The organism is Moorena producens PAL-8-15-08-1, assembly GCF_001767235.1.
Lineage (GTDB): Bacteria > Cyanobacteriota > Cyanobacteriia > Cyanobacteriales > Coleofasciculaceae > Moorena > Moorena producens_A.
The window spans coordinates 858,068-884,346 of sequence record NZ_CP017599.1; the positions used below are offsets into that span (position 1 = coordinate 858,068).

The following is a 26,279-nucleotide window of genomic DNA, read 5'->3' on the forward strand; positions in this document are numbered from 1 at the left end:
CTGTTCCCTGTTCCCTGTTCCCTATTCCCTGCTCCCTGTTCCCAGATCCGCTGCTCCCTGCTCCCTACTCCCTACTCCCTATTCCCTAAAACCAAGGTACCCGATCGGGTACTGCTAAGAGTCTGACTGATGAGCCACACTAGAAGTAGGGAGTATGAAGGGAGGATCGCATTTATGACATTTCAGGCAACTTTCTGGGCAGCTATTGCATCATATAGCATCAGGATTAGGAATAATGTTACGTTTTGTTGCAATTAAGGGAAAATGTCCATTGCATAATGTGTAGCTATTAAGTCGATATATATAGAGGCTGTATATCCGTTTGCAGCCTCTAGTTGTCAGCTATGTCGATCTGGCAGATATCGGGGTGCCATCTGACAAAAGTCAATTAGTCTACCGGGGGGAAGTTTAATGACAGTGAATTTCGGCAGATTTTTTCGGGTCTGTAATCCCAGTAAAACCCTGAATCTGGGCAAGGCTGAAGACCAACAATATTACATTGATTTTTCTGAGGTGCGGGGCAGCAATATTATTCGAGAACTCAGACGCACCATTAGCTTCTCAGAAGATGAGCCCACCTGTCAGTTGTTTACCGGACACATGGGCTGTGGCAAGTCTACGGAGTTATCGCGATTGAAACGGGAATTAGAAAAACAGGGATATCATGTCGTTTATTTTGAGTCCTCTAATGACTTGGATCTCGCAGATGTAGAGATCAGTGATATTTTGCTGACCATTGCTCGTCAAGTGATTCAAAGTCTGGAGGAAGCTAAAATTAAACTCCAACCTACCCGCTTCCAATCCTTAGTGCAAGGGGCGGCTAAGTTGTTAAACTCCGAGGTGACCGGGTTAAAAGTCAACGTTCCTGAGTTTGGTGAGATTGGCCTCAGCTCACAAGAGGACGAGTATTCCCTAGCCTTTGGGATTGGAGAAATTACCACCAAAGCTAAGAATTCTAAGGACATTCGCTCCCTATTGCGACAACATCTAGAGCCACGGGTCAACAATATTGTAGAAGCGATTAATACAGAACTGATTGAACCCGCTCAACAGCAGCTGCAACAGCAGGGTAAAGCTGGACTAGTGGTGATTGTGGATAATCTTGACCGGATCCATAATAAACCTAAGTCAGGGCAACGCAATCAGCCAGAATATTTGTTTGTAGACCAGGGGGAGTATCTTAATCAACTCAAATGCCATGTGGTCTACACCATTCCCCTGATTTTGGCATTTTCCAATGACCAAGAAAACCTCAGGAATCGCTTTGGTTGTGAGCACCTACTGTTACCGATGGTACAGGTACAAGAACCAGATGGTAGTCCTAGTGATGCCGGAATTGCTTTGCTGCGAGAGATGGTCTTAGCCAGAGCCTTCCCAGATGTGGAGCCAGAGCAACGGCTCAGTTTAATTACAAAAGTGTTTGATAGCCCACAGACCTTGGATCGGCTGTGTCTAGTTAGTGGGGGTCATGTCAGGAATTTGCTGGTGCTGCTCCGGAACTGCCTCAGGAAAGACGAACCGCCTTTATCTGGTAAGTTGCTAGACAGTGTGATTAGTCAGCGTCGCAATGAATTGAGCAGGGCAATTACACCGGATGAGTGGGAATTGCTCAGACATGTGGCTGAACACAAAACTGTCAGGGGTGAGGAGGAATACCAAATCCTGTTGAAGAGTTTGTTTGTGTTTGAGTATTGTAATGGTCACGGATGCTGGTATAATATCAATCCCGTGTTAGCTGATGCCAAAGAGTTGAATTGAAGCTCAATATAATATCAACTATCAGCCATCAGCTGTCAGCTATCAGCTATCAGCTATCAGTTGCGTAGGGTGCGTTAGGGGTGGGCTAACCCTAATTTTCCGCCTCTTCGCGCCTGGTTGAAATAGCCCACCCCGTAACGCACCACTTTTTTAATTAATTTCAATAATATAGCAATTCTACGATTTGTGAGGTACAAATTTATGGTTTTTAGGGAGCAGGGAGCAGGGACTTCGGAGCAGCGGATCTGGGAACAGCGGATCTGGGAACAGGAACCCACCCCTAACCCCTCCCAGGAGGGGAATAGAGGGAAAAGGACAAAAATTTTGTGTACCTCACTAGGATTAAAACGGCTATATACAGTTTAAATGCACAACAGCTTATTAGCATTAACCTGTACCTGAAATTACTCGGTTAAATGACTTCCTGTCTGGTTCAAGGGCGTGAATCAAGTGATAAAAATTATCATGATAATGAGGTACACAGGTTTTTTACTACTCCCTACTCCCTACTCCCTACTCCCTACTCCCTACTCCCTACTCCCTACTCCCTACTCCCTACTCCCTACTCCCTACTCCCTGCTCCCTGCTCCCTACTCCCTACTCCCTGTTCCCAGATCCGCTGCTCCCTACTCCCTACTCCCTACTCCCTAAACTTTTGTACCTCACAAAATTAAAAATAGTCTAACTAATGCCAGATACAACCGCAAATCACAACCAAGATTCCCTCAGAGAACTAATCCGACTGATTACGTTTTCTCAGGGAGAATTTTCCTTGATTTTGGCGGTTGGTAACTATGGGGTATTGAGGAGAGAAATTAGTGAGCAGTTGCAGGAGCAATGTTCTATTCCGATCAGGGAGCTGGTCTTAGAGCAATCGGTTAAAACTCTCTATACCACTATTGTGGAAGAGCTAGGTCTGCAACAGCCAGAGGCGTTGATGGTATCTGGGATAGACTCAGTAAGTTGCATTGAGGAAGTGCTGACAGCAACCAACCAGATCCGGGAAGAGTTTCGGAACTTTCGGTTTCCACTGGTGTTGTGGGTGACGGATAAGTTGCTGCAAATGCTAATTCGGTCAGTGCCAGATTTCCACAGTTGGTCAAGCTGTGTAGAGTTTTTGATTAGCAGCGGTCAATTAATTCACTTTATTGAGCAAACCACTGATCAGGTGTTTGCCAAGGTGGTAGCCTCCCGTGAAACGGAGTTTTTGCACAGTAGTACTCTGAATTTAAACAAAGGCTCTGCATCCTATGTTGAATTACAGTCAGCACGACAGGAGCTGGAAAAGCGGGGAGTGGCCTTAGCCCCTGAGTTAGAAGCCAGTTTGGAATTTGTGCTGGGTCGAGTGGCTGATAATTCTCAAGAAGAGTCTCGACAGCATTATCAGCGCAGTTTAGCTCTGTGGAAACAAACCGATAACCGGGAACGCCGTGGACATGTATTATTCTGTTTAGGCTTGTGGTGGGCTGGTTATGGACTGTGGCATCAAGCTGAGAAGGAGCAAGCTTGTGAACAAGCAAAAGTTTATTTTCAGGAATCGGTTGAGGGTCTTGAGCAGGCTAACCGCCTCGACTTAGCTGCCAAATATATTAATTTTTGGGGAGATACACTTCAGCGGCAGTCAGATTGGGAGCAGTTAAAGACAGTTGCCGAAAAAGCCTTGGCGCTCCATCAAACCTATTCTGATCCGTTCAGAATGGCACGAGCTTATGGCTTTTTGGCTGAAGTAGCCCTAGCCAAATCAGCCTTTAAAAAAGCGCAAGAGTATTCCAAACAAGCGCTTTTTCTGAGCTCAACCGCATTAGAGAAGATAGTCAATCCCTCACCGGAACAACAAACTTTCTTAGACTGGCACAAGTCTTTTGCCCAGGGTTGGTATTTATTTTCCTTGGGACGAGCACTGCTTGGGACTATGCGGACGCAAAAACATCTGGGTCAATTACAAGCAGCACTGTATAACTTGGAAACCGCTAGAGCAGAAACCAAACCCCACTATGATCCAGAACTTTATATTGGTATCTTGAAGGAATTACATCAGGTCTATTGCCAACAAGGGGACTATCTCAAGGCCTTTAATATTAAACAAGTCCAACAGGGGATTGAGAGCCGGTTTGGGTTTCGGGCATTCATTGGTGCCGGTCGATTGCAGCCCAAGCAGCAGGTAACTAACCCAGTTTTAGCAACGGTTGAGTGCTCAAAAACCATAGCGCCAGAAATTGCGGCTTCTGGCAGGGAACACCATGTTAATGGCCTGATTGAGCGCATGAAACAGGAGCGCTCTAGACTAACTGTGATTCATGGACAGTCCGGGGCGGGGAAAAGCTCAATGATTGAGGCGGGATTAATACCAGCATTAGAACGGCAAACCATTAATACCCGTCGGGTATTACCGGTTTTGCAGCGAGTTTATAGGAATTGGATTCAAGCACTAGGCAAATCCTTAACAAAGACTCTGGATAAGAGAGTACATTTAACCTCTGTGGCTGGTAACCTTGATTCAACCGCCCTCATTCTTGAGCAGTTGCGCAAAAATAGTAGAAAAAATTTGCTTACTGTTTTAATTTTTGACCAGTTTGAAGAGTTTTTATCCGTTTGCTCAAACCCCAACCAGAGGCGAGGTTTTTATGAATTTTTGCGAGACTGTCTGAATATTCCTTATGTAAAGGTAATCTTGTCTATGCGAGAGGATTATTTACATTGGCTGTTGGAATGTAATAAGTTCGGAATCGATTTAGAGGTTATTAATAACAATATTTTAGATAAGAGGATTCTGTTTCACTTGGGTAATCTTACCCCAGCAGATGCCAAATTATATCTTCAACGCTTAACGGAGCAAGCTCAGTTTCCCCTAGAGCAAGCACTGATTGATAAATTAGTGGCGGATTTAGGGAAAGAATTAGCAGAGATTCGACCAATTGAGTTGCAAGTGGTAGGGGCGCAACTGGAACGAAACCAAATTACCACCCTAGAACACTATCAACACCTAGGAGATAACCCAAAAGCTGAATTAGTCAACCAATACTTAGAAGAAGTAGTGGAAGCCTGTGGTTCCGAGAACAAACGGGTTGCTGAATTAGTGTTGTACTTGCTAACAGATGAAAACAACACCCGCCCCCTCAAAACTCGCCATGATTTGGAAAAAGAATTAAAAGCCTTGGCGGCTGATGTAGAAACAGAGCTAAAACGATTAGATTTAGTGTTGGAAATTTTTTTGAAATCCGGCTTAGTGCTGCTGTTAAGAGAATTTTATGGTAATCGCTATCAATTAGTCCATGATTATCTAGTAGATTTCATTCGACAAAGAAAAGGGGCTGACATCATAGCCGAACTTAAAGCTGACATCAGAGCAGAACTTGAAAAAGAACGAGCAGAACTTGAAAAAGAGCGAGAGGCGCGACAACGGCTTCGGAAATCGTTGCTGACCGGGTTAGGGGGATTTAGCGTGGTGATTACTATACTAGCTATTGTAATCTGGCAGTTGCAATCGGAAAAATTTTACCAAAGACAGGCGACCCTGGCTAAACTCAACGCTGACTATCAGCTCTCTCGTGTTGTGAAAGAAAATCAGCTTGATGCCCTTTTAAGCAGTATTAAGGTAGGTAAAAAAATAAACCATAAAATAGCAAAATCAGACATTGAAAAAGAGACTTTATCTAACCTCTGGCAAGCAGTAAATTTAACCCAAGAACACAATCGTTTAGAGGGACATAAAGGTAGTGTCTTGAGTGTTAGTGTCAGTCCTGATAATCAGCTCATTGCCTCAGCTAGCTCTGATAAAACTATCAAACTGTGGAGTCGTGATGGTGAATTGATTAAGAACTTAAAAGGACATGATGATACAGTGTGGTGCGTCAGTTTCAGCCCTGATAATCAAATCATTGCTTCAGCCAGTAAAGACGAAACCGTTAAACTCTGGGATCAGGATGGCACCTTAATTAACACCTTAACAGGACATGGTAAGGGGGTGAAGTGGGTAAGTTTTAGCCCGGATGGTCAGACCATTGCGTCAGCCAGTGGTGATCAAACGGTCAAACTCTGGAACCGTGATGGGACTTTGATCAAAACCTTGGAAGGACATGATGATGCTGTTTTGAGCGTTAGTTTTAGCAATGATGGAGAATTAATTGCTTCAGCTAGTAAAGACAAAACTGTCAAACTCTGGAGTAGTGACGGTACATTTATCAAAACTCTAGAAGGGCATGACAAGGCTGTTTGGAGTGTAATTTTCAGTCCCAATAGTCAGACCATTGCGTCAGCTAGTGATGATCAGAGCGTGAAACTTTGGAACCGTAATGGAAGGTTAGAGAAAACCTTAGCAGGACATGATGATGCGATCAACAGCGTCAGCTTTAGTCCTGATGGTGAGTGGATTGCCTCAGGCACTAGTGACGGAAAAATAAAACTCTGGACTGGTAAGGGTATACCAATTTCAACCCTTCCTGGTCATCAAAATACTATCAATCAGGTTAGTTTCACTCCTGACAGTAAGATGCTAGCCTCAGCTAGTGTTGATTTCACTATCAAACTTTGGAATCTTGAGCGAATCTTACCTGAGGTTTTCCAACCTACCACCTATACAGTCTATGGTTATGGTGCTAGTTTTAGCCCGGATGGTAATATCATTGCCTCTGGTAGTCGAAATGATTACACGGTCAAACTCTGGAACCCCAAGAAGCAGATTAAGGAACTTACCCTCCAGGGACATCAGGATTTTGTGAATGGGGTTGATTTCAGCCCCGATGGTCAGTTAATTGCCACTGCCAGTGATGACAGGACGGTGAAACTCTGGAATCGCCAGGGCAAAGTGCTACTTACTCTAGAGGGGCATAGGGATCGAGTTTATAGCGTTAGTTTCAGTCCTGATAGTCAAATCATTGCCTCTGCGAGTGAGGATAGCACAGTAAAACTCTGGACCAGGGAAGGGAAATTGCTACGTACTTTAGCGGGACATAAAGAGGCAATAAATCGCGTCAGTTTCAGTCCCGATGGTCAGTTAATTGCCTCTGCCAGTAATGACAACACGGTCAAACTCTGGAACCAGGACGGAAAACAAATGTATACCCTTACTGGGCCTAGCAGGTTGTCCTCCGTTAGTTTCAGCCCCGATGGTAAGCGGATTGTGGCAGGTGCTGTTGGTGGTTTTATGATCATCTGGAGTCGTAAAGACATCTGGAGTCGTAAAGACATCTCCTGGCAGGAATTCGAGTATAAAAAAGTAGTGGGGCATACAAAAACTGTTCATGATGTCAGTTTCCACCCCAAAGGAAACATTATTGCTTCTGGCAGTCAGGACGGAACAGTTAAACTATGGGACCCCAATGGAATTTTAATCAGAACGTTAACCGAGGGTTCTGAACGTGTGGAGTCTGTGAACTTCAGTCCAGACGGTAAAACCCTAGTCTCGATTAACGCAGCGAATCGGGTTAGTAGTTGGAATTTAGATTACAGTCAATTAAACGATGTGAATTCCCTACTCAAGCCTGCTTGTGATCAGCTAAGTAATTATCTGAACAATAATCCGGACGTCAACCAAAAAGACAGAGAACTCTGTGAGGGAATTGAGGAGCAAGAATAAATTAGCTGGAATATATAGCAGTTCTTATAGTAATGAGGTACACAAGATTTTGGCGTTGCTGATTTTGGGTATGGTTTCGCCCCCCTAGCCCCCCAATTCTGGGGGGAACAAAACTATCAAAGTCCCCCAAATTTGGGGGATTTAGGGGGCTTTAACAAAACCAGGTGATCGCGCATTCATTCCTTAATTCAGCAACGCCAAGATTTTTTCCCTGTTCCCTACTTCCTACTCCCTAAAACCCACAACTTGTGTAACTCACCCAATTAAGAACTGCTATATATGATCAATTTCTAGCTGGAGCGGACTTTACTAAAATCCGGATTCTGGCATGTCGTAGCGTGGCGGTTTAGGATCTTCATCTTGAGGCTCTCTAGCGCCAGCAGCGGTATCAAATATAGTGTATTTAAGGAATGAAATATCCTCCAATAGACTATTGCTAGTAGAGTCAGGTTCGGTGATTAAGTTCCAGGAAGCTGTCTCCATAGCCAAAACCTGACTAGCAGTGATTGTCGATACTGCTGTCATCCCTAGAAGGGCGAGAATTTTGTAACGTTTCATAAGTGGACTCCGTGGGTTCTCTGCTAATTCCAACTCGATTCATATATACATTTATCCCAGATTGATGCTCAGATCAGGATATTTCCTAGGTTTGTGGATCAGATCAGGAAATTTTGTGAGTGTAGAATATCGTAGCTTTAGCGGTTTAGACGAATCTGCGGAAGGAAAGTTCCCGACGGGAGAGGGAGAGTTATAATTAAAGATTAATTTTTAATTCTACATTCTTAATTATAACAACCTTATTCAACTTTTAACTTTTGAGCAGAGCTGATTTAATAACTCCTTTGGAATGGCCTCGAAATTTTCTAATAGAAAATCCATTAAGGCCAAATGATGCAAGGAATCGGAAGAAGGAGTTTTATAGCGAGCACCTTGGGCTAGCCAGCTGTTGACAGCGTAACTTGAGCGACAGCAGATGTTAGCCATGTCTTCTTGCTTAACTTGCCATTTCCAATAAAACTCCTGGGGGGTCATGGATAGTCGGCAGTTGCTGTATAGGTAGATCAAGATTTCTTCTCGCTCGGTGATGGGACGAGGATAAGCATGTTCCCATGTGGATTGGCTCCTGGCAATTTGGGCAAGGCGGTCTAGGGCTCGCTGACACTTAATCAGATGATTGAGATGATCATTAGATCGTTTATCTGGCATGATGGAATTACCTCACACATAGCTTGTGACTGGGGACATAAGCCGCGCTTCTTGGTTGACGTGAAAAGCGCGGCTTTTTGTCCATAAATATTATCGAAATATCGGACATTTTTATTATTACTAATATTCCGGAAAATGTCAATAAAAACATAAACTTTTAACATTAATTTACAAATTTAAGTAAATGAATAAATTGGGAGGTTATTTATAAAAAATATCAGTTTTTTTAGGAATTAAATTAGTACTATAATTTAGGTATCATGGAGTAGTCATAAGAGATAATAATGTGGCAATCTAAGGGATATTTAAAAATTATTTTGATGTAAATTATGCGAGTAAATATGATAAAATAATCAGGACTAGTAACTAGATAATTCAAGGATTTATTAATGGGGTCAAAATGATTAAACTATCTCAATAAATATGATTCAGCTTCGGCTTCATTTTATGAAACGTCAACCCATGAGGAATGGTCAGCATAATTTCAGGCATGGGTAGACAGTCATAAGAGTCGAGATATTCCTGTGCTTAGTGATGAAGCCATGAGTAGAGAAAGTATTTATCCGGATCGGTTGTGATGGCTTACCTCTTAGATACAAACATATTGCTGAGCAGGAAAAAATTCAGCGTTGCTGATTCTGGGTATGGTTTTGCCCCCCTAGCCCCCCAATTTTGGGGGGAACAAAACTCTTAAAGTCCCCCAAAGTTGGGGGACCAACGGGGGCTTTAACAAAACCAGATGATCACGCATTCATTCCTTAATTCAGCAACACCAAAAATTCAGCGATCGCAAAAACTAAGTAACCATATTTTGTAACTTGCCCGCCCTCTACCCTAACCATCGCAGGGTTTGATTCCGGGTGGCTTTGCTGATTCTGGGTATAATTCCGCCCCCCTAGGAAATGTTGTCAAACTCGTTGTATCCTAAGAACTACGGATTAAGATGTTTGACATTGTCAGCCATGCAAAGCGCGAGTGGGGGAAACCACGCCAGTCGCTCATGGGGTGGACCCCCTTTGGCGGCGCTGCCTCCCCTGTTCCCTTGCTGCATCGCTCCTAAACTCCGAAACGTAAGTCATAGCTGACTTCTGACTTCTGACTTCTGACGCTAAGCGTAGCGCTATACTAACGAACCGAACCTGTAAAGATACCCACAGCATAAAGATAGATGACTGAATTCCAGATTCGCTTAGCTCAAATTTCAGATGTAGAACCTATCTTGGATTTTTGCCAATATACCTGGGAAAATCAAAACGATTACATGCACTTAGTGTTGGAGAAACGAATTAACAATCCTGACAGAAAAGTTTTTGTAGTTACTCTTGATGATATCCCTGTGGCGATGCAAGAAATCGTTATGTTGTCAAAACAGGAAGCGTGGCTAAGTGCTTTGAGAGTAGATCGTCGCTATAGACGGCGAGGTTTATCTAAATTATTAGATGCACATACAAATAAGTATTTATCTCAAGTAAATGTTCCTATATTACGTTACTGTGTCTTGTCTGACAATGAACTAATGTTGAAAATTATCTCTCGACGAGGAGATAAAAAAATAGATATTTCTAGTCTTTGTAAAGCTGATCCTATTGCTTCATCAACCAACCAATTAATTCAATTAGATCTGAAAGCTTTTGATGAAATTTGGTCTTTAATAATTAACAAAAGTTTATTATATCAAAAAACACCTTTTTACACACAATTAATTATTACTTGTCAAACTATTACTCCTGAGTTATTAAAAAAATGTTTGCTTGGGGGAAAAGTTTTCGGATTAATACAAAATAAAAAATTACGAGGTATAGCTATTCAAACCTACTCGGAACTTTCAGAGGAAGAGTTTTATATTGGTTATCTTCATGGAGAGCCAGAAATTTTGACAGTGCTTCTCTGTGAATTATGTAAATTAGCCTATTCTTTAGGTAAGTCAGTGGTTAAAGGTCTGTTTCCTTTGAATGATAGTTTCGGCAATGCTCTTTACCAAGCTGCTTTTCAAAGAATAAATCAAGCTGAAATAGGGATATATCGCTCTTCTTTAAAAATCAAGAATTAAGAATTAAGAATTAAGAATTAAGAATGTAGAATTAAGAATGTAGAATTAAGAATGTAGAATTAAGAATTAAGAATTAAGAATTAAGAATTTAGGGTAGGGTGCGTGATAAGACGGACTCGCCCTGATTTTATCAGTAAGTATTGGGACAGTCCGTCCCGTAACGCACCACAGGTTCAAACAGCATGCATTGAGATGCAGCCGTTACTCTTGCCTTTTGTCTTTTTCACTAATTACTGTGTTGACAACCTAAATCCCAACACTATATACTAATCGAGTTTAGGCTAATTATCCTTCACCGGAAACTTGCCGAACGACAGTAGTCAGATTAACTTACTAAACTGAAACCCTTGAGAAATAGTCATTACAGCAATTTTTAAGGCACTTGTCGATTGGCAGTGCTATGAGGGAATTGTGTGTAAGCAAGACGAGTTGAAGAGTTTGGATAATGCAGCCATAATCCAAACTCGGCAAAAAAGACAAATAATCAAATCGCCCAAGACTATCTCAAACGCTCTTTGGTGCTTGAGCCATGGCTTTCAATTCCTAATTACTTTTTATGAAGTTTCTTTAAAGCCCAAAATTTAGTCTAAAGTCCAGTATATAACAAGTAATAATTAAATATAAATAATTGAAGATCAACCATGAACCTGATTTCGATGGATCCGATTTCTATGGATTCTAGTTCTATAGAACCTATTTCATTTTTTTCTATTCTTCTTACTGGAGTTGCTACTCTTGCGGTTACTTTTGCCAAAGATAAGGGAAGAACATTCGTTAAAAATGCTTTGGAGCAGATTTATCAGTATTCTCTAAACTTGATTGATACTAAAATTAAGAATCAAAAAATTAAGGTTTTTTTGAAAACAACTTTATTATACTATAAACAGAAACCGAAAAAGGAAGTGAGCACCCAAAACACTTCTCAGGCAACCACTCAAGGTGATGTTTTGGGCTTTGCTGGACAAAATACAGGAACGCTTAATATCACTAATACTATTTATCAGACCGAATCTGAGAGTAAAACTCAGTCTCTAACTCTTATTAAAGCTTCTCCCTATTTAGGATTAAACAAGTTTGATGAAAAAGATAGTGCTAAATTTTTCGGACGCGATAACTGGATTAGTAAATTAACAGAACACTTAGAAGAAAATAATGTCCTCTTGCTTTTAGGTGCATCAGGCAGCGGTAAATCATCTTTAATTAGAGCGGGGGTAATTCCTAAATTAAGAAATAATTGGCGTTCATTGACCAATATTACTGTTGTGCCAGATGAAAATCCCTTTGAATCTCTGTATATCTCTCTCACTTCTCATCAATATAGACAATCAGAATCGAAGATTGCTAAGGAGGTTGAAGAGGATACCCTGGTTAAGGTTGTCAAATCCCTGAAGCAGGATGAGCCCTGGCTGATATTTATTGACCAGTTTGAAGAACTGTTTACGAGGACTCAAAAGTCAGAATGTGATAAATTTGTTGCTAGCCTTGTTCGACTTATACAAGAGCAGGATAGCACGGTCAAGATTGTTATAACGATGCGGGCTGATTTTTTGGACAGATTCAGTACCTATCCTGATCTTGGAAATCTCCACGATCAGCACAGTAAGATGCTCACCAAGATGAACCATAGTGAGCTAAAGTCAGCCATCACTGAGCCAGCCCATCGAAATGGTGTAAGTTTTGAAGAAGGTCTAGTTCAGCTAATTACCGATGATTTTAATAAACAGGCTGGTTCTCTGCCGCTCCTACAATACACCCTTAATCTGCTGTGGGAAAATGATAATATTGAAGACCGAGTCCTGAATACGAAGACCTATGAAGAACTGGGTGGAGTAACTGGTGCGCTCAATCAGCAAGCAAATAAGATATATGAGGAGCTTGACGAACAGGAACAGAAAGCAGCCAAGCAAATTTTCCTGACATTAGTCAATCATGTAGATGGAAAATCTACTAATAGAAGAGCCAAGAAGTCGATTTTTGAGGATGGTGCTGTTAAAGAAAATGCAGTGGAAAAACTCATTGATAAGCGCCTTCTGGTTAGTCAAGGGGAAGAAGGAGCAGCAACAGTTGAGATTGCCCATGAAGCGTTGCTTAGGTCTTGGACGCAACTGGAAAATTGGATTAATGAGAATAGTCAGACGATCGCTATCTGCAATCGGCTAAACGATGATGTAGAAGAATGGAAAAAGACAAACAAGGATGCAGAGGACCTTTGGAGTGGTTCTAAGTTAGATCAGGTTTTAGAACTTAGAAAAAACGATACCTTTAATTCAGTCCTTGGTGGGTTTAGTAAGGATGCCAATCAGTTTATTGATGCCAGTGTTGAATGGCGCGATCGCCAGGAAAGAGAAAAAGAAGAACAAAGACAGCGAGAGCTAGAGCAGGAAAGAAAGGCACGCCAAGCTGCTAATAAAGCAAACGTCATAACTCTAATCGCTGCTCCAATGCTAACATTATTATTGTTTTGGGCTGGGATGAACTGGAGAGCAAAGCAAAAAGCAGAAATTAGTAACTTAATTGAATCCTCAAAAGCTCTGTTGGTCTCGAATCAGCAGTTCGATACATTAATCAGCAGCTTAAAGTCAGCCAAAAAACTTAAGAAGTCTAGGGCGTGTCATCAAATAGGTATCAATCTAGTTTAGAATCGATAGATGTAGACAGTTGAGTCAATCGGGAGCTATGGTATGATCAAACGCCGCTATGCTTTACGTGATGACCAGTGGGAACGCATCAAAGACTTACTACCAGGGAGAAAAGAGACGGTAGGAGTCACGGCTAAAGATAATCGATTGTTTGTCGAAGCCGTATTGTACCGATATCGAGCTGGGATTCCCTGGCGAGATTTACCGGAAAGATTTGGTGATTTTCGAGTGGTTCATACTCGTTTTAGCCGATGGGCAAGGCGCGGGGTGTGGCAACAGGTGTTTGAGGCTTTAGCCGATGATGCGGACAACGAATACGCTATGATTGACTCGACAATTGTGCGTGCTCACCAACACAGTGCTGGGGCTAAAAGGGGGATGGGTCAACCGAAGCCATCGGTCGTAGTAAAGGTGGATTGAGTACCAAGATTAATGCCTTAGTCGATGCCTTAGGCAATCCCCTCAGTTTTCACGCTTACCCCAGGGCAAGCATGTGACCTCGACGGAGCTGATGTTCTACTCAAGGATTTGGCGGCAGATACACTGCTGGCTGACAAGGGATATGATGCTGATCAGCGAGTGATTGAGCGACTCAAACAACAGGGCAAAGTAGCCGTGATTCCACCTAAGCGCAACCGTACTATTGCTCGTGAGTATGATAAACATTTGTACAAAGCACGACATCTGATTGAGAATTTTTTCGCCCGACTTAAGCAATATCGAGCGATCGCGACGCGCTACGATAAGCGAGCTCAGAATTTTCTAGGAGCAATTTATCTGGCTGCTGCTGTAATTTGGCTTAATTGATGACACGCCCTAGGCTCCTTCGAGGAGTTGAGTTAGAAGATTTACGGAAGGAAGTAAGCAGAACACTGCAAGGGGCTCTGATCGCGAATGTAAACGAATATAAACGCATAGAGAGCCGTAAAGAAAACATCGAAAGCGTCTCTTTTAAGACCGATCGGAAGATGCTTGCTACTCTCAGTAAAGACGGGGTAGTCAAACTCTGGACCATGGACGGTAAGGAATTCCAAACGCTTCCCCATGACGGACGAGTCTCGGGTCTGATTTTGAGTCCCTATCACCAGATGCTTGCCACTGCCAGTAGTGATGAAAAAACCCTCACACTCTGGAGTACGCAAGGTGAGAAACTCAACATTATCCAGAATAATAGTAATATTCGTGATGTGAATTTCAGCCCTAGTAAAATAATTGCCATTATTAATAGTGACGATATTGTCACGCTCTGGAGTACGAAAGGTGAGAAACTTAAAACTCTGAAGCATCAAGAAGTTTATGGGGTGAGATTCAGCCCTAATAACCAGATGATTGCTACTGTCAGTTCTAACAACATCAAACTCTGGAGCATCGACGGTAAAAAAATCAAAACCTTCCCCAATGACGCTTCGGTCTATAATAACGTGAGTTTCAGCCCTGACAGCCAGAGAATTGTCACTAAGCATAGGAATGGAGTTGCTAGACTCTGGAGTATCGATGGTGGGGAATCCAAAACCCTTGATAATTATAAGGAGATCACTATTGTTCGTTTTAGCCCTAATGGAGAAAGGATCGCCACTGTGGGTAAAGACAAAATTATCAAGATTTGGAGCCGTGATGGTGAGTTACTCGAAGTTTTGACTGGGCATCAGGGTACAATCAAAAACATCAGTTTCAGCCCTGACGGTCAGATGATTGCTACTGCCAGTTATGATTCGACTGTCAAACTCTGGAGCATAAACGACCAAGAACTCGTCACCCTTCACCATGATGATCCAGTCGAAAACGTGAGCTTTGGCTCCGATGGCAAGACGATTGTCTCTGTTGATAAATATAATACGGTGAGATTCTGGAGTCTAAAGACTCTGGAGTTCAAAACTCTCCAAGGGCATAAAGAGCCAGTCAATGTCGTGAGTTTCAGCCCCGACGGTCAGAGAATTGCCACTGGCAGTGATGACAAGACTGTCAAACTCTGGAGTATTGATGGTAAAGAACTCCAAACTCTCCAGGGACATAAGGATTTGATCAATGATATTAGTTTCAGCCGCGACAGTCAGATGATTGCTACTGCCAGTAAGGATTCGACCGTCAGACTCTGGAGTATTGATGGTAAAGAACTCCAAACTCTAAAACCTGAGAATGACGATTATCTCATCAGCGTTAGTTTTAGCCCTGATGGTCAGACTATTGCTGCTGGCACGTTGGAAGGTTCTGTGGAAATCTGGAGTCTGGATGATAAGAAACATCAAACCCTACCTGGACATACACATCTAGTTACTAGTATCAGTTTTAGCCCCGACGGGCAGACCATTGCCACTGCCAGTTTGGACAAGACTGTCAGAGTTTGGAGCATCGACGGTAAAAAACACAAAACCTTAACGGGGCATAAGGATTATGTCATAAGCGTAAGTTTCAGTCCTGATGGTAAAACGATTACCAGTGTCAGTAGGGATGGGGAATTTAAACACTGGCATATGAATAGGAAAAAAACCGAAACTATCGAGTATAACGATTCGTTTGACAGCGTTAGTTTTAGCCCGGACGGTAAGATAATTGCCACGACTTCTGGAGATAATACTGTTCAACTTTGGAGTCGCGACGGTCAGAAACTCGAAACCTTGAAGGGGCATGACGATTATGTTTGGAGCGTCAGTTTCAGTCCCGACGGTAAACAACTTGCCAGTGCTAGTCAGGATAATTCAGTGATTCTGTGGAATTTAGATTTTGATAAATGGAAGGGTTTGTTAGATAAAGAGTTAGATGAGCTAAGGGTGGATGCTTGTAATGTAGTGAGGGATTATTTGAATAAAAAACCTGAAGGAGATAGCGACAAGCCTCTCTGCGACTGAGAAAATTTTACCAACATAAGGGTAAGTATTCAGCTATCAGCTATCAGCTGATAGCTTACGAATGTAGAATGGTGAATGCAGAATGGTGAATTTATAATTTAGAATGCAGAATGGTGAATTAAATTCTTAATTTTTAATTTTTAATTTTTAATTTTTAATTCTTAATTTTTAATTCTTAATTCTTAATTCTTGATCACTGAAGAACTATAGCTTTCAAGAATCTCGATACAATTTGCGATCGCACCCAAATGAGCAATTTCATAACCATGGGTATTTTGGGTAGGAAAACTCAAGCAAGCCGCACGAGCAACATGACCAAACTTCATGGCGATGGAAGCATCAGAGCCAAAACCATCAATAACGGCTAACTGAATCGGGACCTCACAACGTTCTGCCGCTTCTCCCAATTCCCGATTTAACCCTTCATCGTAGATGCCATAATTATCTTGAGAGAGCAACACTGGTGCTGGTCCATCTTCGATAGGGTACTCCGCAGACAACGGACAAATTTCCAGAGCAATCAAAGCATCTAGAGATTGATTTTGGGTAAAATACAAAGCCCCAATTGCTCCTACTTCCTCCTTTGCTGATGCCACCAAATACGTATCAACTGCTGGAGTTTTCAACCGTTCCGCTAAAGTTAGCAAAATCGCTATGGATGCCTTATTATCCAGGGTATAGCTAGCAATATAATCCTTAAGCCGCACAGGTCTCTTACGATGTTTACCAACTACCATACGAGTGCCTGGACGCACCCCAGCCTCTGCCAATTCTGTAGCACTACATTTGGTTTCAATCCAGGCATCTTGCCAACGTAAAGGAGTATCATCCTGCAACGCTTTTTGGGGAGATTCATGGGAAACGTGACGTGAGCCAAAGGAGAGAATACCACTAATGGTATAGTTATCCCCCAACAAATCCACCACACCCTCACCATAAACCCAAGGAAAAGAACCCCCCAAGCGGCGCACTTCCACCCGTCCTGCGTCACCAATCCGTTTAACAATGGCACCAATTTCATCTTTATGAGCAGTAATCGCAATGGGACTGGCACCAGCATCCTTACCAGGGATTTTAGCAATGACATTTCCCGCCCGATCCTGCCAAGTTTCCACCCCTAAAGCTTGAAACCGATGCAGTAACAATTGGTCAATTTCTCCTTCCGCACCACTGGGGGAATGGTGCATAACTAATTCTTCTATGGTTTTGAACAGTTGGTCGTAATTGTTAGTCATTGTTGGGAACAGGGAGTCGGGAGTCGGGAGTCGGGAGTCGGGAGTCGGGAGTCGGGAGTCGGGAGTCGGGAATAGTAGGAAAGAAAACCTAGGATTTTTGATGTTATGATAACTCAGAATTGGGTTTCATGATCTAATTGAAAACGGTATATAGAGGGAGCTTCGGAGCAGGTAATAGTAGCAAAAAACTCCTTTGATTTTTTGATGGTACTGGTAAAGATGTAGTGATGTAGGCGTTGGTCTGGTCAAGGTTTCGGGAGCTAAAGTCAGGAATTGTATAGCACTACCAGGATTTTTCCCGATTCCCGACTCCCGATTCCCGACTCCCGATTCCCGATTCCCGATTCCCGATTCCCGATTCCCGATTCCCAATTCCCGATTCCCAATTCCCGATTCCCGATTCCCGATTCCCTATTCCTTCTTCCTGATTCCCTGAGAGCCTATCCCTAAAGCCCCCAAGGCGAATAGACCTAAAGCCGTTGCTGGTTCAGGAACATTAGCTGGGTGTGAATGGTTATTATCTGGGTGTGAATGGTTATTATCTGGATTTGGATCCTTCAATGCTGACAGGGCTAAATCCGCAATAATCCGATAAACACCAGTGGTTGGATGTTGTAAATCCCAGAATAAAAACTCCTCGGGATTCTCACATACAAATTGTGCTGCTATATTCACACAAGGACTAGTTACATTGGTCAAACCAAATTCCGTCGGCTGAGCCAGAATTTCCCTAAATGTAGAATTAACATCAACCGGGATGATATTGACCTCTGAGTCGGGAGTCTGACTGAATTGATCGAGTAGTTCAGACAAACCAGAATTATGGTCTTCTGTCAAAGTGTTGAGGGCATCGGTAGTACCAGGAACACGTCCATCAAGTGCCAGAGCAATGGGCGTATTGCCCAAATCTGGCAAGTTAACTACCATAATATTCTTAGCCCCAACATTAGTCAGGTCTTGCAGTGCATCTGACAAATTTGCCAGGGTGGTGACAGTATCTGTAAATGGTTCAAAACTGCCTTGGGTAGGTAGATAATCATTACCACCAGCCCACACTATATACAGAGCATCTGGGTCAGCCGACTGACCGGCTTGTATCAGGGGAAGAGTAAACGCATCAATCTGCTGTTTCAATCCTGGTAAGCCTGTTAATTCAGAAAAGGTAAGAGCGACAGTGTTTTCAGTGCCTGTAGTAGAACCACCAAAAGCAAAATTAATGCCTTGAGTAGGGATAGCACCTGAGCCAAGAGTGGTAAACAGAGTGGGGTTTAATTGCAAATCCCCTGCAAGATAATCCACCGAGTTGGGACCATTGGAAAAACGTCCCTCAAAATAGGGTGGACTAGGGGGAATTTGCTCTGCGGTGGCATTAAAGAGATTGCCTTGATCAACGAGGCTTTCTCCAAAGATATACATCTTGCTAAACAACTCGACAGCATTTGCCTTGAGGGGCAACATTAAAGAGAAAAAGACTAATCCTGTAGCGGCAATTTGTGTCTTCATGATAGTTTGTTACCTTAATTGCAGATAATTATCTCAGATCATGTCCGATTTAATAGTTATCCTTCAGGGTTGATAGTAAATTGAACCTTGAAAATTAACTAACCATAAGCAATTAGCAATTCAAAATTCAAAATTCAAAATTCAAAATTCACAGGCATCGGATCAACCATGTTAGACGTGATTAACCGGACTTGATATCATGTCTGGCATTGACACACTAGACCAATCACCACTAATTACTAACTAATCACAATACCTGTTAGTAATTGTGCTTAAGCACAACACTAGCGGTTTTCAATTTGGTGAGGTACAGAGTTTCGGGTTTTAGGGAACAGGGAATAGGGAACAGGGAACAGGGAAGAGAAACCCACCCCTAACCCCTCCCAGGAGGGGAAGAGGGAACAGGGCAAAAATTATATGTACCTCATTAGGGTAAAAACCGCTAGAAAAGCTGTTTTAAAGTGTTTTTTAGTGAGCATTCAGCCGTCAGCCTTAGGCCACGCTACTTGATGTGCCGTCAGCTTATTTTATTCAAAAGCACCGATTGCGCTAAGGGCACGCTGCGCGAACAGTAGCACCTCAAGTAGCCCATAAGCTGATAGCTGATAACTGATAGCTGATAACTGATAGCTGAATGCTGATAGCTGAATGCTGATAGCACCTCAAGTAGCGTGCGCGTAGCGCATATGCTTACGTTTTTTATGCACCTAATTTTATGCACCTAATTCGATGGCGTAGCTTTTGGTGCCCCTGATGGCTGACTGGTTTGAGGTTTAAGAAACAGTGCTTCTTTGGCAGATTGCCCTTCACCCTGAGAACCGAAATACCAAAGCGCTGCTCCTGCTTCAGCACGGGTGACTGTTTTTTTAGGCTGAAACAATATTGTATAACCAAAGACTCGGCGAATGTTTGCCAAATCGCCATTTCGGAAATCAGCTAAGACCGCTCGCAATGCTTTCGGGTCAATTTCAGCGGTATCTTTGAAGCCCCAGGTTTCTTTCACTGCTTCAATAGAGGCTTTGGGCAAGGCTTTACGAGTATCGAGAGGCACTTTCCACAACATCAGTTTTTCCCTAGTCAAGGGTGCATTTGGACGAAACAATACTGCCGTAGAATCGCCACTGAGGGGACTAGAAATTAATCCAGCATCAGCTAATCCCTGAATATAGGGAAAATCAGGATCCGTACGAGGCACATCCTGAAATGCAGGTTGAGTAGTGTTGGATGCTAAACGGATTTGCAATCCTGGACGATTGGCATAGATCCGATTATTGGCATCCATTAGCCAACGGGCATACTGACGGCGGCTTATGGTTTGATTGGGGGCAAACTGAGTACCTTGACTATCAGCATTGGTCTTGGGATTAGCCGTGTCTGGAGTTAAGACTCCCAATTCTGCCAAATCTGCCACATACTTACGCAAATCTCGGGGGACTTTATCCAAGTCAGTAAATTTCTCTGGTTTTCCTGACCTGACCTGAGCTGGCTTACTGGCAACCTCAGAGGGTTGCGTTGGTTTCTGAGATGGTTGTGGTTTCTGGGATGGTTGTGGTTTCTGAGCTTGTGTGGGTTTTTCAGCTTGTGTGGGTTTCTGAGCTTGTGTGGGTTTCTGAGCTTGTGTGGGTTTTTCAGCTTGTGTTGGTTTCTGGGATGGTTGTGGTTTCTCAGCTTTGGTATCCTTACCATCCCGGACGTACTGAATATCAAATGTAGTCACACTGCTGTTGGTAGCAACCGCTGGGGGCTTTGATGAGGAGGCAGCGGTGGATTTGCCAGTAGTGGCCACAGAAGGAATGGAAAGGGTAACGTCCAAGTCATTACGACGGACGATGAATGTGCCACCATCTTGATCCTCTGGCTGGTCGAGGACTTCCCAGCCTCCCGACTCAAAGGTCTTTTGGTAAAAGTTCTGAATTAAATTAATTGGGTCAGGGGATGACCAAATCGTCAACTTACCTGGACCAGCAGCATCTTTGAGGGGTTCCACTTGTTCCAAGGTTGCTTGTTGATAACGGGGAATCTCAGTGGGGAAGTCTTCTGGCAACGGTACTGACTTCTGTTTCTCGGGAGTAGTTTGAGGCTTATTTGGAGATGGCCGACCCAAGTTTTTGGGTGGGTTATCCTTCAGTTTGGGGTCTGCTCCCAAAGACCGCTGCAAAGCGTCACCTAGGTTAGTGTTGGCGCAGGCACTCAACAAACCCAGAAGACAAACCGCTAAACTCGCACGTAGGACAGAGTGTGGAAACAGCACGGGCATTGTCCAACAACAGTACTTACCTCGTGACATACTCCCACACTGACAAGCGCGGTTCAGTGTGGGCTTCTTACCAACTCCACCTATCGGTTCGGATACTCGGCAAGCTTTATTAACGATACGGGATGCCCCTCCGCACCGGAACAATACAGTTTAGTTCGATTTTAAAGCACGTAGGTGGCGGTTAGCTCTTAATTTGTCTTCCCTACTACTTTCATTATAGACGATTTCAAAACGATGAAAGATCCAGCTCCGCGATTCATCCCGGAGATGAAACCTTAAAAGAGTGGAGCCTTACTACAAAAAGATTTAACCCTTAACTCACAGACTGCCAACTATTTTGGCTCCACTCTTTTTGCGGGAACTTCTGACCACACTCATGCTGCGCATTGAGGTGTGGGGCTTCTCGCGGTCTTAGCTAAACTAACGGAAATTCACAAAAGGGCAATCAAGCATGTTATCCTGGCTGAGTTGCCAAACTAGTAAAGATGTTTAGGGCTAGGGGGGCGGTCATACCCATAAATCTGCCTTACCGTCAATTTAAATGTCAATTTAAATCTTGTATGGATGCACAGAAAAAGAAATTAGCAGCACCGAGTGAATCTTCTGAATCCGTTCAGGAGCAGCAAGCAGATGCTCAGGGTCAACAATCGGACAAGGGTGGCACGCCATTCTGGAAGCAAGTACAGGAAAATTTCCAGATTATTGCGATCGCACTAGCCTTAGCTCTATTGATTCGAGTATTTGTCGCAGAACCTCGCTACATTCCCTCGGATTCCATGTACCCGACTTTGGGAGTAGGCGATCGCTTAGTGGTGGAAAAAATCTCTTACCGTTTCCATACCCCAAAAGCCGGTGACATTATTGTGTTTGAAATACCGCCACAATTACAAATTTTGGGTTACTCAAAAGACCAAGCTTTCATCAAGCGGGTGATTGGCACATCCGGTGATACGGTTCAAGTCAAAGATGGCAAAGTTTATCGCAACGGTACTCCTCTAGACGAGGACTACATTGCCCAACCTCCCAGTTATCAGATGGGGCTGGTGCAGGTCCCAGAAAATTACTTGTTTGTGATGGGAGACAACCGCAACAATAGCAACGATTCCCATGTTTGGGGTTTTCTAGGTAAAGACAAAGTCATTGGTCGTGCCTGTTTCCGTTTTTGGCCCTTTAGTGAACTTGGTTCGATGTGACGCTCCCACACCAACCTTTACAGGTATGGTGTAGGCTTCTCAGACACTCCGAAGAATGCGTAGAACTTCCTTAGAGGTATCATCTGTAGTAGAACCAACTACTACAATGGCACCTTTACGGCGTTTTATAGTGGGGAACACGTCCAGCCCCACTCTCTTGATGTTGATAGCAGCATTAATATCCCTATCAACCCAGAGGTTTTCTATTTCATCCCAATATTCTCGGATACTACAATCAGTGAAGATTACTTGATCTCGATAGGATAATACAAGAGAAGTATAAGCAGGATTCTTTGAGATTACTATGGCTCCAGCTTTTTCAGCTATGTGACCAAGAATCAAAAAGAACTCACCAAAAGCGGCATCTGCCCAACTTAGGTTGAGTCCAGATTTTGCCGATTGGCCATTAGGTAAATATTTTCCACTTTTGTCTGGCTTAGGGGAGTTACGCCTAGTTAGCCCTTTTAGGTTTAATTTTTCGTGAAAAAATACCTTTTTGCCTGTTCTCATCAAACTGTGAGCAGTTTTGTACTGGAAATCTTTCCTGGCGCGAGCAATTTGTTGATGTACTCTTCCCTCTCTTTTTGCTAGCTTTCGACGTGCTTTACTCCCACGTTTGCGTTCATTTTTCTTTCTGGAAATCTTTGATAATTTAGCTTGGTTGCGCCGCAAATACTTTACTGATGGAAGCTTAACTCCTTCAGAAGTGGCAAGGTAATGATCCCATTGGAGTACCGCGTCCATGCCCATGGAATTATCCCAATTAGGGATGATTTTTTCGGAAGGAGTATTGGGAACAGTAGGGTCATCAAGTTTCCGATTTACAAACCATCCATCATTTTTATTGATGAATTGCACCTGCTTCAGGATTGCACCATCCGGGATATGGCGGTGAGAGCGAATTTTTACTAAGCCTATCTTGGGTATTTTTAGATAAATAAATTTCCCCCCAACTGAACAGGAGTGTAGGCTTAATCCTGCTCCTTCAACAATAAATGAACGATAACGAGCGTGAGATTTAAAACGAGGTTTCCCACTTCTTTTGTTATTTTTATCCCCAGAAATAAATCGCTCAAAAGCTTTATCTACACGTTTACATACTTCCTGGAGAGTATTGGCAGGAACCCGCGAAAATTCCAGATTCTCTCCTGACCAGTTCACACGGATTTCACTATGCTTAAGTCCTGGCAACAACTTCTTTTGACTATAGTAGCTAGGACGATCTCTCAGTTCAGGGAGATGACATATCAATGGGCAAGAGTTTACCGGAGTTCTATGGCGTTCCCACCAGTCAAACCTTTCGCCGAGCTGACGATTATACCAGTACCGACAAACTCTTAACCAGAAATTGAATTCTAGCTTTTGTTCGGTGGTTATAAATGCTTTGTACTGGTAAGTGTATTTCATCTCCCTGATTTGTGAATATTATAAACAAGGATACAATAATTGTAGTATATATTCCGAAAATGTTGCCATGAAAAGTGATTTCCTTTCAGGCATGACGATCAGTAAGTGTTCTAAAAGCCCATCTGGTGTTAACCTCCAAGTATCGGCACCAGGTTTTTAACGCCAAAATGATCAAACGACTTGGGGAAGTAGTAGAGAACTTGTGCCAAAAATAGGATGGTAAGTTGGTTGAGTTTAATGGGTAGCAAGAGCACATCCATCTGTTGTTTCAGTATTTTTAACAAATGGAGTTAACCAAATTCATCAATAATCTCAACACGGTCACAAGTAGGAGACTTAGAAGTAAGTTTCAGGAATAAATTAACAAGTTCTACGGAAAAGATGTGTTGTGGAATGGTTCATATTTTATAGCCTCATGGGGTGGAGTCACTGTGTCCACATTAAGAAAGTACATTGAACAACAGGATTCCCCGAAATCGTCGTGATTGGTTGTTGAGAGGGTATTGAACCCCCTCAACAACCGCGCATTCCGGAGACGCGCGCCTTAGAATAGTGGAGCCTTGTCTTGATGCAGTCGCTCATGGGGGAAACCCCCAAGACCGCGCAAATCACGCTAATCAATAAGTTTTTACCCTTTTTCCATAGCCTGCCAACCATAAAGGCTCCACTATTCTTGCGGTAAATTCTAACCTCTCACACCAAATCAAAGATTATGGTGTGAGGCTCCTGCTAAACTAGCTGAACTATAACAGCAGTTTTCAATTGGGTGAGGTACGTAAGCATTCAGCTGTCAGCCGTCAGCTGACAGCTGACGGCTGTAATTACAATTACCCATTAGCCATTACTAATATTAAGGTTGTGTAAACTTAAGCCCTCTACGGATTTCGGAAACTACTATAAGTTTAACTAATCTATTTTACTACTTAGGCTGGATGCGAATTGCATGCTTAACCTATCTAATTTCCTTCAAGTAATCATGCTTGCTGTTCAACCTAATTTTCTCAAGCCTTGAGATCACAAGGCTAACTTTAATCGACATCAGGCTTTACTTCCTAATTATCGGTAGCGACTAGATCGCGATCGCGCTTCTCAAATGATTGAAACACAAATCATTTGTAGGGGCGCTTTGCTTTTGCCCGCAAGATGTGCGCCTAATTATGTGGGTCGGTAGCCAGTCATAAACCCTTAGGCAAAACTGGTAAATAAACGCCCTTATTTACATTTATTGGGTAAGTCCTTATTTATCAAATTCAACCCTAAACAAGTCTAAAATTTATTAACTGAGTAATTTTAAAAGCATTATTATTTAGTCAATTAGTAAACTATTTAAACCATTTTTTACTAGCAATTAATTAATATAAACAAAACTTATATATTAAAAAATAAGGAGTTTGTAAATGATACCGATTCATAGCTTGCTTGAAATAAAAATCTAGTTAAATGTAATGAAGATAAACCTCATGAAAACGTAATTAGTTTTATAGTTTGTAGGTTTACCGATCCTAAGCATATGCGCTACGCGCACGCTAAGCGAACAGCTATCAGCCATTGGCAAAATGCCAACGGTTAAATGCTTATTGCAAATCTTATTTTCGAGTATCTACTTGATATCAATTCCGGTAGCATCAGGATTTTAGAAAACAAGAGTAATCAAGGATAAAATCCAAAACTTTAGACTATCTATCAACCAAGTAATAAAACGGAATTGATATCAAATTTCAAATTATATTCACTGTATAAATCTAACAATTGCAGCATAAAACTATCATGAAAAAATTACCAATAGCTATAGCTGGGGCAGTGGTTTTTAGCCTAGGAACAATCGGAACAGCCCAGGCGGCATCATTCCTCTCTACTGCCAATGGAGAAGTTGGAAAACTCGATACCTCAACCGGAAAATTCACACCATTAAACAGCAACGATATCCCCTTTTTTGATATAGCTTTATCCAATAGTGGTGAGCTATTTGGTGTCACTCCCAGCGCTTTGTATAGTATTGATAAAAGCACAGGCTTATCCTCCCTAATTGGCTACCTTTTTGCGTTTATAAATGCTTTAGGGTTTTCTGATGATGATGATAAATTCCTTTACGGCGCTGGAGATGATAGTTTTTATACTATTGATACCTCTAGTGGGGCTGCATCATTAGTGGCCAAAATTCCTAACTTCAACAGCAGTGGCGACATAGCATTCGATTCTGTAAATAATCAATTTTTTGCCACATCACTCTCTGTTGATGGCAGCTCTGACATTTTGTTCTCTATCGCTAATGACGGTACAGCTAGTGAAATTGGTAGTATCGGCTTTAGGGATATATTTGGCTTATTCTTTGAAAATGGAACGTTGTTCGGTTACACAGCTGATGGACAACAGATCACCATCGATCCAACCACAGGAGCAGGTACTTTTAGTCAAAATGTCGCCTTCGCGGGTATTAATAGGATCTATGGAGCAGCAGGTTTTTCTAGCATTAATGTTTTTGAACCGATGTCGTTTGTTATTAGCACTACTGTTCCTGAACCGATGTCGGTGCTAAGTCTGCTAGCAGTAGGAGCCTTTGGTGCGGGTGTGCTCTCTAAGCACAAACCGTAATAGCAACGGTATAGTTAA

At 42.6% G+C, this 26,279-nt stretch carries 18 protein-coding genes and 2 pseudogenes; 12 read left to right on the forward strand and 8 right to left on the reverse strand.

What is annotated here, in order from left to right; translation table 11 throughout:
- Positions 1–411: 411 nt before the first annotated feature.
- The gene (locus BJP34_RS03360; protein ID WP_070391121.1) at positions 412–1,758 is read left to right on the forward strand and encodes an ATP-binding protein; all 1,347 of its coding nucleotides are present in this window, start codon (positions 412–414) and stop codon (positions 1,756–1,758) included.
- Positions 1,759–1,832: 74 nt separating this feature from the next.
- On the opposite strand, the gene BJP34_RS38580 is transcribed toward BJP34_RS03360, so the two are convergent.
- Positions 1,833–2,036, reverse strand: coding sequence for a hypothetical protein (locus BJP34_RS38580; RefSeq protein ID WP_149030766.1), 204 nt, complete (start codon positions 2,034–2,036; stop codon positions 1,833–1,835).
- Between the two features lie 193 nt (positions 2,037–2,229).
- Between BJP34_RS38580 and BJP34_RS35955 the strand changes: the two genes are divergently transcribed.
- Positions 2,230–2,409 (forward strand): hypothetical protein, encoded by a 180-nt coding sequence (locus tag BJP34_RS35955; RefSeq protein WP_149030767.1) that lies wholly within the window; start codon positions 2,230–2,232, stop codon positions 2,407–2,409.
- A 37-nt stretch (positions 2,410–2,446) separates the two neighbouring features.
- Positions 2,447–7,333, forward strand: a complete 4,887-nt coding sequence (locus tag BJP34_RS03365; protein ID WP_070391122.1) for a hypothetical protein — start codon at positions 2,447–2,449, stop codon at positions 7,331–7,333.
- A 309-nt stretch (positions 7,334–7,642) separates the two neighbouring features.
- Here BJP34_RS03365 and BJP34_RS03370 read toward each other — a convergent pair whose 3' ends face one another.
- Positions 7,643–7,891, reverse strand: a complete 249-nt coding sequence (locus BJP34_RS03370; RefSeq protein WP_070391123.1) for a hypothetical protein — start codon at positions 7,889–7,891, stop codon at positions 7,643–7,645.
- A 64-nt stretch (positions 7,892–7,955) separates the two neighbouring features.
- Here BJP34_RS03370 and BJP34_RS48305 point away from each other — a divergent pair, with 64 nt between their 5' ends.
- Positions 7,956–8,087, forward strand: a complete 132-nt coding sequence (locus BJP34_RS48305; protein ID WP_267876468.1) for a hypothetical protein — start codon at positions 7,956–7,958, stop codon at positions 8,085–8,087.
- A 47-nt stretch (positions 8,088–8,134) separates the two neighbouring features.
- On the opposite strand, the gene BJP34_RS03375 is transcribed toward BJP34_RS48305, so the two are convergent.
- The gene (locus tag BJP34_RS03375) at positions 8,135–8,539 is read right to left on the reverse strand and encodes a hypothetical protein (protein WP_083304976.1); all 405 of its coding nucleotides are present in this window, start codon (positions 8,537–8,539) and stop codon (positions 8,135–8,137) included.
- 1,168 nt (positions 8,540–9,707) lie between these two features.
- Here BJP34_RS03375 and BJP34_RS03380 point away from each other — a divergent pair.
- From BJP34_RS03380 to BJP34_RS03400, 4 genes and pseudogenes are all read left to right on the forward strand, one after another.
- On the forward strand, positions 9,708–10,589 hold the full coding sequence (locus tag BJP34_RS03380; protein ID WP_070391124.1) for a GNAT family N-acetyltransferase: 882 nt from the start codon (positions 9,708–9,710) through the stop codon (positions 10,587–10,589).
- A gap of 641 nt (positions 10,590–11,230) precedes the next feature.
- Positions 11,231–13,228, forward strand: coding sequence for an AAA family ATPase (locus tag BJP34_RS03385; protein WP_070391125.1), 1,998 nt, complete (start codon positions 11,231–11,233; stop codon positions 13,226–13,228).
- 42 nt (positions 13,229–13,270) lie between these two features.
- Positions 13,271–14,035, forward strand: a pseudogene (locus BJP34_RS35960) (IS5 family transposase).
- On the forward strand, positions 14,035–16,074 hold the full coding sequence (locus tag BJP34_RS03400; protein WP_070391126.1) for a WD40 repeat domain-containing protein: 2,040 nt from the start codon (positions 14,035–14,037) through the stop codon (positions 16,072–16,074). Before BJP34_RS35960 ends, BJP34_RS03400 begins: the two are co-directional and overlap by 1 nt.
- Before the next feature lie 182 nt (positions 16,075–16,256).
- Here BJP34_RS03400 and BJP34_RS03405 read toward each other — a convergent pair whose 3' ends face one another.
- Positions 16,257–17,309, reverse strand: a complete 1,053-nt coding sequence (locus tag BJP34_RS03405) for a M42 family metallopeptidase (RefSeq protein WP_070391127.1) — start codon at positions 17,307–17,309, stop codon at positions 16,257–16,259.
- 273 nt (positions 17,310–17,582) lie between these two features.
- Between BJP34_RS03405 and BJP34_RS45930 the strand changes: the two genes are divergently transcribed.
- Positions 17,583–17,759 carry a hypothetical protein gene (locus BJP34_RS45930; RefSeq protein WP_193431311.1) on the forward strand — a complete coding sequence of 59 codons (177 nt, stop codon included), beginning with the start codon at positions 17,583–17,585 and terminating at the stop codon, positions 17,757–17,759.
- Here the strand turns inward: BJP34_RS45930 and BJP34_RS03410 are convergent.
- The 3 genes from BJP34_RS03410 to BJP34_RS03415 all read right to left on the reverse strand — a co-directional run bounded on the left by BJP34_RS03410 (position 17,721) and on the right by BJP34_RS03415 (position 21,213).
- Complete coding sequence (locus tag BJP34_RS03410) at positions 17,721–18,812, reverse strand: SGNH/GDSL hydrolase family protein (protein WP_070391128.1); 1,092 nt, start codon at positions 18,810–18,812, stop codon at positions 17,721–17,723. The two genes, BJP34_RS45930 and BJP34_RS03410, sit on opposite strands and share 39 nt — an antisense overlap.
- A gap of 284 nt (positions 18,813–19,096) precedes the next feature.
- Positions 19,097–19,222 carry a hypothetical protein gene (locus BJP34_RS48310; RefSeq protein ID WP_267876469.1) on the reverse strand — a complete coding sequence of 42 codons (126 nt, stop codon included), beginning with the start codon at positions 19,220–19,222 and terminating at the stop codon, positions 19,097–19,099.
- 311 nt (positions 19,223–19,533) lie between these two features.
- Entirely contained in the window at positions 19,534–21,213 is a 1,680-nt protein-coding gene (locus BJP34_RS03415) for an S-layer homology domain-containing protein (RefSeq protein WP_324611015.1), read from the reverse strand.
- A 416-nt stretch (positions 21,214–21,629) separates the two neighbouring features.
- Here BJP34_RS03415 and lepB point away from each other — a divergent pair, with 416 nt between their 5' ends.
- A complete protein-coding gene (gene lepB, locus BJP34_RS03420) occupies positions 21,630–22,262 on the forward strand; it encodes a signal peptidase I (RefSeq protein ID WP_070396470.1) in 633 nt (210 codons plus the stop codon).
- A 39-nt stretch (positions 22,263–22,301) separates the two neighbouring features.
- On the opposite strand, the gene BJP34_RS03425 is transcribed toward lepB, so the two are convergent.
- Positions 22,302–23,669, reverse strand: coding sequence for an RNA-guided endonuclease InsQ/TnpB family protein (locus tag BJP34_RS03425; RefSeq protein WP_070391129.1), 1,368 nt, complete (start codon positions 23,667–23,669; stop codon positions 22,302–22,304).
- A gap of 67 nt (positions 23,670–23,736) precedes the next feature.
- Between BJP34_RS03425 and tnpA the strand changes: the two are divergent.
- Together tnpA and BJP34_RS03430 are read left to right on the forward strand one after the other, a co-directional pair.
- Positions 23,737–24,154 (forward strand): annotated as a pseudogene (gene tnpA, locus BJP34_RS35970) (IS200/IS605 family transposase).
- Positions 24,155–25,436: 1,282 nt separating this feature from the next.
- On the forward strand, positions 25,437–26,261 hold the full coding sequence (locus BJP34_RS03430; protein WP_070391130.1) for a PEP-CTERM sorting domain-containing protein: 825 nt from the start codon (positions 25,437–25,439) through the stop codon (positions 26,259–26,261).
- Positions 26,262–26,279 lie beyond the last annotated feature (18 nt).